This window comes from Micromonospora sp. NBC_01405 (assembly GCF_045040155.1).
Taxonomy (GTDB): domain Bacteria; phylum Actinomycetota; class Actinomycetes; order Mycobacteriales; family Micromonosporaceae; genus Micromonospora.
This window is the reverse complement of record NZ_CP109532.1, coordinates 4,873,288-4,887,272: the sequence shown is the minus strand read 5'-3', so window position 1 is coordinate 4,887,272 and position 13,985 is coordinate 4,873,288. Positions and strand designations below refer to the sequence as shown.

The window sequence follows — 13,985 nt, the reverse complement described above, 5'->3', positions numbered from 1 at the left end:
GACCGACGGACGGGCGGAGTCAAGGATAGCGAGCCGTCAGCGGGTGATGTGCTCCGGGAACCGGCAGATCTTGGCGAATTCCTCGCCGTCCAGGCTCGCGCCGCCCACCAGGGCACCGTCCACGTCCGGCTTGGCCATGATCGAGGCGATGTTCGAGGACTTCACCGACCCGCCGTAGAGGATCCGGACCTGGTCCGCGGTCGTCTGGTCGAAGGTCTCGACCAGCCGCTTGCGGACCTCCCCGCACACCTCCTGGGCGTCCTCGGGGGTGGCCGTCTTGCCCGTCCCGATCGCCCAGACCGGCTCGTACGCCACGACGACCTTGGTGATCTGCTCGCGGCTGAGCCCGCGCAGCGCGCCGTCGAGCTGGTCGCAGCAGTGCGGCACGTGCCGGAGCTGCTCGCGGACCTCCAGCCCCTCCCCGATGCACAGGATCGGGGTGAGCCCGTTGGCCAGCGCGGCGGACACCTTGTCGTTGACCAGCGCGTCGTCCTCGTGGTGGTACTGCCGCCGCTCGGAGTGGCCGACCAACACGTACGTGCAGCCGAGCTTCGCCAGCATCGCCCCGGAGATGTCGCCGGTGTAGGCCCCCGACTGGTACGGCGACAGGTCCTGCCCGCCGTAGCCGATCAGCACCTTGTCGCCGTCCACCGCGGTCTGCACGCTGCGCAGGTCGGTGAAGGGCGGCAGCACGACGCACTCGACGTCGGTGAGCTGCTTCTCGGTCAGGCTCGCGGCCAGCTTCTGCACCAGCGCGTTGGCCTCGAAGTGGTTGAGGTTCATCTTCCAGTTGCCGGCCATCAGCGGCCGGCGGTTGGTCACCGCCATCAGTCCTCCAGCGCCGCGATGCCGGGGAGGGTCTTGCCCTCCAGGTATTCCAGGGAGGCGCCGCCGCCTGTGGAGATGTGGTTGAAGGCGGACTCGTCCAGCCCCAACGCACGGACCGCCGCGGCGGAGTCGCCGCCGCCGACCACGCTGAACGCGTCGGCGGAGGTGATCGCCTCGGCGACGCCCCGGGTGCCGTTGGCGAACGCCGGCATCTCGAACACGCCCATCGGCCCGTTCCAGAAGATCGTCTTCGCCTGGGCCAGGGCCGCCGCGAAGCCGGCCACCGTCTCCGGGCCGATGTCGAGCCCGAGCCGGTGGCTGGGGATGGCGTCGGCGCGGACCGTGTCGTGCGCCGCGTCGGGGGCGAAGGCGTCCGCCACCACCACGTCGACCGGGAGCATGATCTTGCCCTCGGACCGCTCCAGGAGGTTGCGGCAGGTCTCCACCATCTCCTTCTCCAGCAGCGAGGTGCCCACCTCGTGGCCCTGGGCCTTGAGGAAGGTGAAGCACATCCCGCCGCCGATGAGCAGCCTGTCCACCTTCGGCAGCAGCGCCTCGATCACCGCGAGCTTGTCGGACACCTTGGAGCCACCGAGCACCACCACGTACGGCCGCGCCGGCTCGCCGGCGAGCTTCGCCAGCACCTCCACCTCACGCAGCACCAGCCGACCGGCGACGTGCGGCAGCCGGGCCGGCACGTCGAAGACGCTGGCGTGCTTGCGGTGCACCGCGCCGAACGCGTCGTCGACGTACGCCTCGCCCAACGCGGCGAGCTGGTCGGCGAACGCGCCCCGCTCGGCGTCGTCCTTGCTGGTCTCTCCCTTGTTGAAGCGGAGGTTCTCCAGCAGGGCGACCTCGCCGTCGGCGAGCGCGTCGACCGTGGACCGGGCGGAGTCGCCGACGGTGTCCTCGGCGAACCGCACCTGCGCGTCGAGCAGCTCGCCGAGGCGGGCCGCGACCGGGCGGAGGCTGAACTGCGGGTCGGGCGAGCCCTTCGGGCGGCCCAGGTGCGAGAACACCACGACCTTCGCGCCGGCCCCGGTCAGGGCGGTCAGCGTCGGCAGCACCGCGCGGATCCGGCCGTCGTCGGCGATCGCGCCGGTCTGCTTGTCGAGTGGGACGTTCAGGTCGGCGCGTACCAGTACGCGCCGACCCGACACCCCCTCGGCGAGCAGGTCGTCGAGGTTGCGGATACTCACAGCGAGGAACCCACCAGCTTGACCAGGTCGACCAGGCGGTTGGAGTAGCCCCACTCGTTGTCGTACCAGCCGACGACCTTGACCTGGTTGCCCACGACCTTGGTCAGCGGCGCGTCGAAGATGCACGACGCCGGGTCGGTGACGATGTCCGAGGAGACGATCGGGTCCTCGTTGTAGACCAGGATGCCCTTGAGCGGGCCCTCGGCGGCGGCCTTCAGCGCTGCGTTGACCTCGTCCACCGTGGTTTCCCGGTTGACGTTGACCGTGAGGTCGGTGGCCGAGCCGGTCGGGATCGGCACCCGCAGCGCGTACCCGTCGAGCTTGCCCTTCAGCTCCGGCAGCACCAGGCCGATGGCCTTCGCGGCGCCGGTGGAGGTCGGGACGATGTTCAGCGCGGCGGCCCGGGCGCGACGCAGGTCGGAGTGCGGCGCGTCCTGGAGGTTCTGGTCCTGGGTGTACGCGTGGATCGTCGTCATCAGGCCGTGCTGGATGCCGAACGTGTCGTGCAGCACCTTCGCCATCGGGGCGAGGCAGTTGGTGGTGCAGGAGGCGTTCGAGATGATCGTGTGCTTGGCCGGGTCGTACTGGTCCTGGTTCACGCCCATGACGACCGTGACGTCCTCGTTCTTCGCCGGGGCGGAGATGATGACCTTCTTGGCCCCGCCGGCGACGTGCGCCTTCGCCTTGTTGGCGTCGGTGAAGAAGCCGGTGGACTCGATGACCACGTCCACGCCGGCCTCGCCCCACGGCAGCTTCGCCGGGTCCTTCTCGGCGTACGCCTTGATGGCCTTGCCACCCACGATGATCTCGTCGGCGGTCGCCTTGACCTCGTGCGGCAGGCGACCCAGGATGCTGTCGTACTTGAGCAGGTGAGCGAGCGTCGCGTTGTCGGTCAGGTCGTTGACGGCCACGACCTCGATGTCCGCGCCGGACGCCAGCACGGCCCGGAAGAAGTTACGGCCGATGCGGCCGAAGCCGTTGATGCCAACCCGGATGGTCACAGGTCCCGTCTCCTCGCGTTCTGATCCGCCGGCGTCAGCTTCGGCCGGCGAGGTGATGTGCGCCGGCCGTTGGAGCCGGCCGTTGACAGTTCATGTCGGCCACCCCGCCGCGGTCCGCAGGACCATGACCGCCCGAGGCGGTGAGCACGGCGAGGAGTGCCGGTGCCGGCCCCCTTGCCGTATGCAGCGACCCTATCCGAGCGCATGGCGGCGTGCTGCGCCGGGTGGTGATCCGCTTCGCGTTCCCGGGCCGGGTCCCGGCCCGGGGACGTGCGGCGGGGCGGGCCGCCGCCCGCCGCCGCGCGCGCCGCCGTCCGCCTACCGCCACCGTCCTATCAGACCACGAGCATGTCGGGCGTGACGGCCGCTTCCGTATCCGGGATGCCCAGGTCACGGGCTCGCTTGTCGGCCAGCGCCAGCAGCCGGCGGATCCGCCCGGCGATGGCGTCCTTGGTCAGCGGCGGGTCGGCGAGCGCGCCCAGTTCCTCCAGGGACGCCTGCCGGTGCTCCAGTCGCAGCTGGCCGGCGGACGTGAGGTGGTTCGGGGCGTCGTCGGCGAGAATCTCCAGGGCCCGGGTCACCCGCGCGGCGGCGGCCACCGCGGCCCGCGCCGAGCGGCGCAGGTTGGCGTCGTCGAAGTTGGCCAGCCGGTTGGCCGTCGCCCGCACCTCACGGCGCACCCGGCGTTCCTCCCAGGCCAGCACGCTGGAGTGTGCCCCCACCCGGGTGAGCAGCGCGGCGATCGCGTCGCCGTCCTTGACCACCACCCGGTCCACGCCGCGCACCTCGCGGTTCTTCGCGGTGATGCCGAGCCGGCGGGCCGCGCCCACCAGCGCCAGCGCCGACTCCGGGCCGGGGCAGGTGATCTCCAGGGCGCTGGAGCGGCCCGGCTCGGTCAGGGAGCCGTGTGCCATGAACGCCCCCCGCCACGCGGACACCGCGCAGCAGACGTTCGCGGCCACCACGTGCGGGGGCAGCCCTCGCACCGGCCGGCCCCGGACGTCGAGCAGCCCGGTCTGCCGGGCCAGGGCCTCGCCGTCCTTGACCACCCGGACGATGAAGTGGCTGCCCTTGCGCAGCCCGCCGGAGGCCAACACGTGGATCTCGCTGGAGTAGCCGTAGACCTCGGCGATCTCCCGGCGCAGCCGCCGGGCCACCGCCCCGGTGTCGAGTTCGGCCTCCACCACCACCCGGCCGGAGACGATGTGCAGCCCGCCGGCGAAGCGCAGCAGCGCCGCCATCTCTGCCCGCCGGCAGCAGGGCTTGGGCACGTCGACCCGGCTCAGCTCGTCCTTGACCGCAGCCGTCATCGCCATTGTGCGCCCCCTCACGGACCGGTTCCGGCGTATCGCCGGAGATTACGTACGTGCTTAACGATCGGCGCCCAGGACAGGCACCAGGGCTGCGCCCAGGGCTGCCGGATCGTGATGGGGCCCGCCGTCGGTGACGGCGACCGGGGCGAGGAGCAGCCGGGCACCCAGCGATTCTGCCGCACGCTCGACGGGGCCGGGATCGCCCACCGCCTTGGAGTCCGCCAGCACGGCGTCCACCGTCAACTCGGGCAGGTAGTGCCGCAGGGTGGCCAGGTGGTCGGCCAGGGAGAGCCCGAGGGTCTCCTTCTCCGCCGCCAGGTTGAGGGTGACCAGCCGGCGGGCCGGGCTGGCCACGATGGCGGCGGCCAGCCCCGGCACCAGCAGGTGCGGCAGCAGGCTGGTGTACCAGCTCCCCGGCCCGAAGATCAACCAGTCCGCCTCGGCGGTGGCCGCAACGGCCTCCGCGCAGGCCGCCGGGGCGGTCGGGGTGAGTCGCAGCGCCTCCACCCGCCCGGTGGTGACCGCCACCTGGTGCTGCCCGCTCACCGTACGCGCCTCGTCCGGGCACGCCGGGTCGACGCCGCGTACCCGGGCCTCGATGCCGACCGGCTGGCGGGACATCGGCAGCACCCGGCCCACCGCGCCGAGCATCGCCCCGGCGTGTTCCAGCGCGGCGACCGGGTCGCCGAGCAGCTCGATCAGCCCGCACAGGACCAGGTTGCCGACGGCGTGCCCGGCGATCCCGTCGTCGGTGTCCGCCGGGTCACCGGGGGTGCCGGCGAAGCGGTGCTGGAACAGCGTCGCGCTGCGCCTGGTGGCCGGGTGGTCGCCGGCGAGGGCCACCAACGCCTGGCGCAGGTCCCCCGGCGGCAGGCCGCCGCGCCGGGCCCGCAGCCGCCCGCTGGAGCCGCCGTCGTCGCCGACGGTGACCACGGCGGTGATGTCCAGGTCGAGCTCGGGCGCGCAGCGGCGCAGCGCCCGCAGGGACACCGACAGGCCGTGCCCGCCGCCGAACGCGACCACCCGCGTCGGCGTCATTCCCGCCCCAGGTCGCGGTGCTGGGCCTTGGCGGCGAGGCCGGCGTGACGCAGCCGGGCGGCCAGCTCCTCGGCGATGGCGACGCTGCGGTGCTTGCCGCCGGTACAGCCGACCGCCACGGTGAGGTAGCGCTTGCCCTCCCGCTCGAAGCCGGCGGTGGTGGCGTTGACCAGGTCCGCGTACGTGCCGACGAAGGCGTCCGCGCCCTCCTGGCCGAGCACGTACGCGCTGACCGCCTCCTCCCGGCCGGTGTGCTCGCGCAGCTCGGGCACCCAGTACGGGTTCGGGAGGAACCGGGCGTCGAGGACGAAGTCGGCGTCGGGCGGGAGGCCGTACTTGAAGCCGAAGGAGAGCACGGTGACCCGCAGCCGGCGGCTGTCCTCGCCGCCGAACAGCTCCTCGATCCGGCGGCGGAGCTGGTTGACGTTCAGGTGGCTGGTGTCGATGATCACGTCGGCCTGGTCCCGGGCCTCCTCCAGCAGGCCCCGCTCCACGGCGATGCCGTCGGCGAGCCGCCCGTCGCCCTGCAACGGGTGCGAGCGCCGGACGCTCTCGAACCGGCGGATCAGCACCTCGTCGTCGGCGTCGACGAAGACCACCCGGGGGGAGAAGCCCCGCTCCTTCAGCTCCCGGATCGCCCCGACCAGGTCGGTGGAGAAGGCGCGCGAGCGCACGTCCAGCACCATCGCGGTACGCCGGGCCGCGCCGCCGGCCTTGACGGCCAGCTCGGCCATGTCGAGCATCAGCGCCTGGGGCAGGTTGTCGACCACGTAGTAGCCGACGTTCTCCAGCGCCCGCGCCACGGTGCTGCGACCACCGCCGGACACGCCGGTCACCACCACCAGGGTGGTCTCCGCTTCCGATGTCGGATCGCTGGTCACCGGAACCTCGGGCGTCCGCGCCTCGTTCACTGCCTACTCCCCCACGGGTGACGCCACGGTCGAGATGACCGCGCACGGCCAATCTGCGACTCTATCCCGCCGAACCCCGCCCCCGGCGCAGCCCACACCGCAACACCCCACCCCACCCACCCTCCCCCGCTCCCACCCATCCCCGCTCCACCCCCCAAGCCCCGCTCCACGCCCCCCCAAGCCCCGCTCCATGCCGATCTTGCACTTGCGGCCCAGACATAGGGCGCGTGAGCGACATATCGAGGGCCGCAAGTGCAAGATCGCGGTTCCGGGGGTGCTGGGGTGGCGGGATTGGGCACGGGGTGGCGGGATTGGGCACGATGGAAGAAGTCAGTCGGCGAAAGCCGCGCCACACTGCGATTGGACATTGATCCGTGTCAATCTACTGCGTTTCGGTGGGTTGGGCGGGTGCGTCCACGCGGCCGGCGGTCACCGGCCTCCCGGTCCGGGCGTCGTCGCCAGCGTCGCCGTCGCGCCCGCGCCCGGGTCTCGTCCCCCCAGCGTGAGGAGCGCAGCGTGACGCAGACCCACAATTCCCCCCGACGGCCCGAGGTGCCGGCAGGGCTCCGGCCGGACACCGGGCAGGAGGGGACGTCCGCCTTCGTCAACGGGCACTTCCCCCGGCGGCGGGCGCTGATCGTCCTGCTCAGCGTGCTCGGCGGCTTCCTGCTCACCGTGATCTGGTCGGCGGAGTTCGTGGACCAGACCATCGGCGACAACGTGGCCAACACCCTCCTCGGCCACGACGCCAAGGAGACCCCGATCCAGGGGATCGCGGCGGGCATCGTGTTCGCCTTCGTCTCCGGGATCGCCGGTACGTTCACCGCCTGCAACATCGCCGCCTTCGGCGCCCTCGCCCCGCTGACCGGCACCACCACCGGAAGCAGGTTCAGCAGGTTCGTCCAGCCGCTGAAGCCGCTGGGCTGGATGTCGGTGGGCATGATCGCGGTGTCGGCCGTCTACGGCGCGATCGTCGGCATCGTCGGCACCTCCATGCCGCAGTTCTCCACCGCCCCCACCACGCCCGGCGGCCTGTCGCCGAGAAGCATCCAGTCGATGGTCGTCTTCGGCGTGATCGGGCTGGTGATGGTCTATCTCGGGCTGGCCTCGATCGGCGTGGTGCGGGACCCGTTCGCCCGGCTCGCCCGCCGGTACCCCAACGCCCCGATGATCTTCATGGGCGTGCTGATCGCCGGCTTCCTGATCGGTCGGCCGTTCGGGCTGTTCCGGCAGATGTTCCGCGACGCCGCGGAGAGCGGCAACCCGCTGTACGGGGCGGCGGCGTTCACGCTCCAGTCCATCGGCAACATCGTCATCATGGCGGTGCTGTTCCTGCTGCTGGCCTGGCTCGCCGGTTCCCGACTGCAACGGTGGTTCACCGAACGGCCGACCCGACTGGCGGTGCTGACCGCGGTCGCGTTCATCGTCGCCGGCGCGTTCACGTTCCTCTACTGGGACGTACGGCTGCTCGCCCGCCGCGAGATCATCCCCTGGTACCCGCTGGCCCCCTGGGCCTGACCCGGCACGCCGCCGCTGGTGACCACCAGCGACGAGAACGCAAATTCACGGAATGAGTGGCCTTCCCGTGCGGGAAGGCCACTCATTCCGTGAATTTGCACGACTTCGGGGGGCGGGAACCGCCCCGGGGCAGAGCCGAGTTGAGGTGACGGGCCCAGCAGTGCGACTGCGACCTGACCGCCCGGCAGCCGCCGACCACCCGTGGGCCGGCGGCGCGGATCGTGACGGCCGTCAGCGGCGATTCCGTAGCGCCTTGACCCGGTCGCGGCCGAGCACGCCGAGGTAATCCCACGGCTCGTCGAGGCAGGAGTCGACCTCGGCCGCTCCGACGATCCCGGCCAGCCGCTCCGACAGCCCATCCGGGTCCGGCTGCACCTGCTCGCAGAGCTGGACGTGGACCGCCCGTAGCGCGCCGCCGATCTCGCCGGGCTCCTCCTCGTACGTCTCCCAGGCGTCGAGGAAGGGCGGGACGATCCGGTCCCAGGCGCGGGCGGCCCGCTCGACCACCAGCAGGGCTTCCTCCGTCGCCGGCCGCTCGGCCAGCACCCGCACCTCTTCGACGATCGCCCGGCCGGCCTTCTCGACGTCGTGCAGGTCCCAACGGTCACCGCTGGTCGCCTCGTGGGCGATGTTGTCGATGGTCCGGCCGACGTCGTCCAGCTCGGCGGCGGTGAGAGGCGCGAGCTGCCCGGCCTGTGCCAGCAGCCTTGTCTCCAAAATCCGATCCGTGGCCGCCCACTCGGCGACCAGCAACGCGAGCCGCTTGGTGGGAATGCCCCGCGCGAGTTCGGCCAGCTCGGCAACCCTCGGGTCGATCTCCGGAGCCGACACCGAGATGGCCGCCGAGGACCAGTCGAACTCGTCCTGCACGGCGACGACGGTGAGAGCGACCGCGTGGGCGCACAGTTCCGCACTGGATCGACAGTCGCAATCGGAGGTGAAGCCGTCCGCCGTAATTCCTACCCAAACCTCGTACGGCGGCTGCCCGGCCTCCCGGATCACGCAGGACGCACCCCCGCCGTCCAAGGTGATGGCCGCCGGCTGCCCTGCCGCCAGCAGCTTGTCCGCCGCGTCGCAAGCCACGGCCCCGGCCTCGCCCCGCAGAGCGTCGATGTCGATACGTACCGCCATCCGGCCATCTAACCGGGCGGGGCGATGCCCCCGGCATCAGGGCAGCGACCAACTCGCCGAGGGCGTCAGGCTCGCAGGCCGCACCGCAGGCCGACGACGAATGACGACCAGGCGTCCCGGTCGAAGAGGAGCGCAGGCCCGTCCGGGTCTCCACCAGCCATTCTGCCGGGACTACCGGGCGCGCGATCTTGCGACTGCGACCCCGTCGGCGCGACCGCGCCGACCGCGACCGCGCTGGCGCGGGATGCGCGCGGGGCCGCGGGTCAGATCGCGCGGGATGCGCGGGGGCGGCGGGTCAGGTCGCGCGGGCCACGCGGATGCGGGCGCCGAGGCGGGGGCCGGCCTCGTAGAGCATGTACGACACCCCGCCGTCCGTGCCGAACGTCGGCGCGGCCACCCGGCCGTTGTCCGAGGCGACCGGGGTGTGGAAGACGCCCAGGTGCACCTCCCGGTCGAAGGCGTTGCCGACCTCGGTGAGATACATGTTGCCGCTGTTGCCGTGGTAGACGACGTACGTGGTGTTGTTGCGGTGCAGCAGATGCGGGCCGGAGATGTCGGTGAGCCCGTCGCCGGACGGTGAGACCAGCGGCTGCGGGTCGAAGCTCCACCGGTCCCAGCCGTTGGGCGACCAGCCCCAGAAGATCTTCCGGGTGCCGGGCTTCACGGTGTGCGCGCCCATGAAGAGCATCACGTACTTGTTGCCCAGCCCCGGCACGGCGTGCTCGAAGACCCGGGCGTACGAGGTCTCGGTGGTGTTCGGGACCAGCCTGGTGCTCAGGATCGGCGTCTCGTCGGTGAAGGTGACGCCGTCGCGGGACCGGGCGACCCGGGTGGTGAAGTTCTCCCCGTGGAAGTAGAGGAAGAACTCGCTGGTGGAGGCGTTCCAGACGACGTGCGGCGAGGAGACGTGGCTGACCGTCGCGCCGCCGGGCAGGAACCGGTCGATGATCGGGTTGCCCGGGTGCTCGGTGTAGGGGCCCTCCATCCGGTCGGCGTAGGCCAGGCAGATGCCGCCGGGGTTGTCGTGCGGGGCGTAGTACAGGTAGTACCGGCCCTTGGCGCCGGAGATCTTGTCGTAGACGCCCCGGACACAGGGGAAGATCGTCTCGCCGGTCGGGTTGTAGACCAGCGGCTTGTCGAACGCGTCGCGGACGTACCGGTAGCTGGGGAAGCCGGCCGGGCCGGCGAGCGCGGGGGTGCCGGCGGCCAGGGCGCCGAGGCCGCCGCCGGTCGCGGCGGCGGTGCCGAGCAGCGCCGCCCCCTGGAGCAGGCCGCGGCGGGTGACGGTGGACGGCGGTTGTGAGGTCGGCACGGGGGTCTCCGATCACGAGGGGGCACCCGGTGATCGCGGTCGCGACGAGGCCGGCCAAGCGACGGCGATCACCGAGCGTGACAATGCTGCGGGACGGTGAGCATGCCCTGTGATCGATGAGTTTGCGCCGGTCGGCGAGGCGGGTCAAGGTGCTAATACGGATTATCAAAGCGGGCCGCGCCGACCGCCCGTTGATCCGGCCGAACTGAGGGCTGCGGAACGGGAACTAGACGTCACTCACCGTGTCTGATTCGGGGGGCGCGGGGGGCGGCGCGTCCGAGGTCGGGTTGAGGGCCGCGGTGATCGCCTCGGCGGTGCGCCGGCCCACGCCGGGGACCTCGGTGATCTCCTCCACCGACGCGGCGGCGAGCCGCTTGAGCGAGCCGAAGTGGCGCAGCAGCGCCTTGCGCCGCACCTCGCCGAGCCCGGGCACGTTGTCCAGCGCCGACTCGGTCATCCGCTTGGAGCGGCGCTGCCGGTGGAACGTGATGGCGAAGCGGTGCGCCTCGTCGCGCACCCGTTGCAGCAGGTAGAGCCCCTCGGAGGTGCGCGGCAGGATGACCGGGAACTCGTCGTCGGGCAGCCACACCTCCTCCAGCCGCTTGGCCAGGCCGCACAGCGCCACGTCGTCGATGCCCAGCTCGGCGAGGGCCTGGGCCGCCGCCGCGACCTGCGGCGCGCCGCCGTCGACCACCACCAACTGCGGCGGGTACGCGAACTTGCGGGGCCGCCCGGTCGTCGGGTCGATGCCCGGCCGGTCCGGGTCGGAGGCGGTCTCCTCCCCCAGCTCGCCGGTCTCGGCGCGGGCGTCGAGGTAGCGGGCGAAGCGCCGCCGCAGCACCTCCGACATGGCCGACAGGTCGTCGGTGGCGCCCCGGACGATGAACCGGCGGTACTCGCCCTTGCGGGGCAGGCCGTCCTCGAAGACGACCATGCTGGCCACCACGTCGGTGCCCTGGATCTGGGAGACGTCGAAGCACTCGATGCGCAGCGGCGCGGTGCGCATGCCGAGCGCGTCGCTGATCTCGTCGAGCGCCTGGCCGCGGGTGGTCAGGTCGCCCGCGCGCTTGAGCTTGTGCCGGGCCAGGCCGTCCTTGGCGTTGCGTTCCACCGTCTCCAGCAGGGACCGCTTGTCGCCGCGCTGCGGCACCCGCAGGGACACCCGGCTGCCCCGGCGGCCCGACAGCCAGTCGGCCAGCGCGTCGGCGTCGGCGGGCAGGGCGGGGACCAGCAGCTCGCGGGGCACGTCGGCCTCGCCCTGCTCCCCGCCGTACACCTGGGTGCAGAAGTGGTGCACCAGGTCGCCGGCGGTCAGGTCCTCCGTCTTCTCCACCACCCAGCCGCGCTGGCCCCGGACCCGGCCGTCGCGGACGTGGAAGACCTGGACGGCGGCCTCCAGGGGGTCGTCGGCGAACGCGACCACGTCGGCGTCGGTGCCGTCGCCGAGCACCATGGTCTGCTTCTCCATGGCCCGGCGCAGGGCCGCGACGTCGTCGCGCAGCCGGGCGGCCTTCTCGAACTCCAGCGCCTCGCTGGCCTCGGTCATCTCGCGTTCGAGCCGGCGGACCATGGTGTCGGTGCGCCCGCCCATGAAGTCGCAGAAGCCGTCGACGATGCGCCGGTGTTCCTCGGCGGAGACGCTGCCCACACAGGGCGCGGAGCACTTGCCGATGTAGCCCAGCAGGCAGGGGCGGCCCACCTGGCCGGCGCGCTTGAACACGCCGGCCGAGCAGGTGCGCGCGGGGAAGACCCGCAGCAGCAGGTCGAGCGTCTCGCGGATGGCCCAGGCGTGCGAGTACGGCCCGAAGTAGCGCACCCCCTTGCGCTTGGCGCCGCGCATCACCTGGAACCGGGGGAACTCCTCGTCGACCGTGACGGCGAGGTACGGATACGACTTGTCGTCGCGGTAGCGGACGTTGAACCGGGGGTCGTACTGCTTGATCCAGGTGTATTCGAGCTGGAGGGCCTCGACCTCGGTGCCGACGGTGACCCAGTCGACCGACTCGGCGGTGGTGACCATCTGCTGGGTGCGCTGGTGCAGGCCCCACAGGTCGGCGAAGTAGGAGTTGAGCCGGCTGCGCAGGCTCTTCGCCTTGCCGACGTAGATCACCCGGCCGGTGCCGTCGCGGAACCGGTAGACCCCCGGGGAGTCGGGGATCGTGCCGGGCGCGGGACGGTAGGTGGAGGGATCAGCCACGCCTGGAAGACTAGCCGCCGGCCCCGACAGCCCAGATCACGCCGAGCTGGTCGACCTCGCTGCCGGAGCGGCCGAAGAAGCCGGCGAGCCGCCCGCCGGGCGGGGCGGTGAAGGTCACCGAGTCCGCGGTCGGCGTGCCGCCGGAGAGGGTGCGCCCGAGGTTGGTGGTGAACCGGGCGGAGAAGATCCGCAGCTTGCCGTCCTTCTTCCCCTGGGTGAGGGTGACCTGGGTGACGTGCTCGCCCTCGGCCAGGGCGAGGGTGGCCGGGGTGCCACCCGTGCCGCCGTGGGTGAGGGTGGCGCCACCGGCGAGGCCGGCGCCGACCTGGTCGAGCCGGGCGCCCCCGCGCAGCGAGACGGCGGTGACCCGGGGGCCGACCCGGTCGGCGTCGGTGAACGGGGTGCCGTACGGGCCGCCCCAGGTGTCGCTGGCCCGCAGCCCGTCGGTCAGGGTCCAGCCGAACCAGGCCGCGTGCGGGTAGTGGTCGGACAGCGGGTCGCCGGCCGGGTCCAGGAACCGGGCGTGCTCGTTGTGGTAGCGGGTCAGGCCGAGCCGGACCAACCGGTTGCCCCGGTAGAGGATCTTGTCGACCACCTCGCAGGCGTTGGTGACGTTCGCCGGGTCGCAGGTCAACGCCGGGCTGCCGAGCACCGGGGGCACCCCGCCGCGTTCCTGCTGCACCCAGGCGTCGGTGAGGCCGTTGGCGGACACCAGATCGCGGACGTTGTCGCCGACCCGGGTGTAGCGGGAGTTCAGGTCGCCCATCACGATCACCGCGTTGCCGGCGGAGTTGGCCGCGACGTACGCGGAGAGCTGGCTGACGTTGGACCGGCGGGCGGTGAAGTCGGCCTCGGTCGTGCCGGCGTTGGTGTGCACGTCGTACAGGTCCACGAAGGCGCCCTCGGCGAGCCGGACCCGGGACCGGCTGAAGCCCTTCGGGGTGAGGCAGTCGAAGCCGTTGCACTTGCTCCACTTGACCCGGACGAAGTCCGACACCGGGTAGTTGGACATCGTGTTGAGGCCGTCGCCGATGGGCACCCCGCCGCTGGTCGGCGTGCGGTGCGGGTGCCGGTCGGTGGCGTACAGGTCCGCGTGGTAGTTGAAGTCCTCCTGGACGTGCACGATGTCGTACGCGTTGACCCGCTCGCCGATGGGCCGGGTGTTGACCGCCGGCTTGCTGCCGGACAGCGGTTCGGGCAGGCCGGCGACGTTGTAGGTGAGCACCGAGAACGCGCCGGACGTGACGGCGGCCGGCGCCGGCGCGGATGCCGCGGCGGGCCCGGCGACGGCGGGCGCGGACGGGGGCAGCAGAACGGCGAGCAGCGCCACGGGGGCGAGCAGGCGGGCAGGTCTCATCCGACGTCCCTTCTCGACAGCGGGACCGGGTCCGGCCGACACCGGCTCGGGGGATCGAAGGGTATCGAATGATTCCGGCCGGCTCAACACTCGCGGGTGACGACGGACGATCCACGGATTGCCATCTTCCAATATCGGGGCGCGGAGATTACCATCCGGTAACTGAATGTTCTTCACGTA

At 72.1% G+C, this 13,985-nt stretch carries 11 protein-coding genes; 1 reads left to right on the top strand and 10 read right to left on the bottom strand.

What is annotated here, in order from left to right:
• Positions 1-36: 36 nt before the first annotated feature.
• The 6 genes from tpiA to rapZ all read right to left on the bottom strand — a co-directional run bounded on the left by tpiA (position 37) and on the right by rapZ (position 6,290).
• Positions 37-828 (bottom strand): triose-phosphate isomerase, encoded by a 792-nt coding sequence (gene tpiA / locus OG559_RS21465; protein WP_405106324.1) that lies wholly within the window; start codon positions 826-828, stop codon positions 37-39.
• Complete coding sequence (locus tag OG559_RS21460; protein ID WP_405106322.1) at positions 828-2,027, bottom strand: phosphoglycerate kinase; 1,200 nt, start codon at positions 2,025-2,027, stop codon at positions 828-830. Before OG559_RS21460 ends, tpiA begins: the two co-directional genes overlap by 1 nt.
• Entirely contained in the window at positions 2,024-3,028 is a 1,005-nt protein-coding gene (gene gap / locus OG559_RS21455; protein WP_396670823.1) for a type I glyceraldehyde-3-phosphate dehydrogenase, read from the bottom strand. Before gap ends, OG559_RS21460 begins: the two co-directional genes overlap by 4 nt.
• A 335-nt stretch (positions 3,029-3,363) precedes the next feature.
• Entirely contained in the window at positions 3,364-4,344 is a 981-nt protein-coding gene (gene whiA / locus OG559_RS21450) for a DNA-binding protein WhiA (RefSeq protein ID WP_350888106.1), read from the bottom strand.
• Positions 4,345-4,398: 54 nt separating this feature from the next.
• The gene (gene yvcK / locus OG559_RS21445) at positions 4,399-5,379 is read right to left on the bottom strand and encodes a uridine diphosphate-N-acetylglucosamine-binding protein YvcK (RefSeq protein ID WP_405106320.1); all 981 of its coding nucleotides are present in this window, start codon (positions 5,377-5,379) and stop codon (positions 4,399-4,401) included.
• A complete protein-coding gene (rapZ, locus tag OG559_RS21440; RefSeq protein WP_396670825.1) occupies positions 5,376-6,290 on the bottom strand; it encodes an RNase adapter RapZ in 915 nt (304 codons plus the stop codon). The genes yvcK and rapZ overlap by 4 nt, the downstream gene beginning before the upstream one ends.
• 516 nt (positions 6,291-6,806) lie before the next feature.
• Here rapZ and OG559_RS21435 point away from each other — a divergent pair.
• Positions 6,807-7,808, top strand: a complete 1,002-nt coding sequence (locus tag OG559_RS21435) for a hypothetical protein (RefSeq protein ID WP_405106318.1) — start codon at positions 6,807-6,809, stop codon at positions 7,806-7,808.
• 231 nt (positions 7,809-8,039) lie between these two features.
• Here the strand turns inward: OG559_RS21435 and OG559_RS21430 are convergent, their stop codons facing one another.
• The 4 genes from OG559_RS21430 to OG559_RS21415 form a co-directional block, all read right to left on the bottom strand.
• The gene (locus tag OG559_RS21430) at positions 8,040-8,939 is read right to left on the bottom strand and encodes an SWIM zinc finger family protein (protein WP_405106316.1); all 900 of its coding nucleotides are present in this window, start codon (positions 8,937-8,939) and stop codon (positions 8,040-8,042) included.
• 295 nt (positions 8,940-9,234) lie between these two features.
• Positions 9,235-10,251: a hypothetical protein gene (locus OG559_RS21425; protein ID WP_405106314.1), complete on the bottom strand. Its 1,017-nt coding sequence runs from the start codon at positions 10,249-10,251 to the stop codon at positions 9,235-9,237.
• Positions 10,252-10,477: 226 nt separating this feature from the next.
• Positions 10,478-12,448, bottom strand: a complete 1,971-nt coding sequence (uvrC, locus tag OG559_RS21420) for an excinuclease ABC subunit UvrC (protein ID WP_405106312.1) — start codon at positions 12,446-12,448, stop codon at positions 10,478-10,480.
• A 10-nt stretch (positions 12,449-12,458) separates the two neighbouring features.
• Positions 12,459-13,805 (bottom strand): jacalin-like lectin, encoded by a 1,347-nt coding sequence (locus OG559_RS21415; RefSeq protein ID WP_405106310.1) that lies wholly within the window; start codon positions 13,803-13,805, stop codon positions 12,459-12,461.
• Positions 13,806-13,985: the final 180 nt, after the last annotated feature.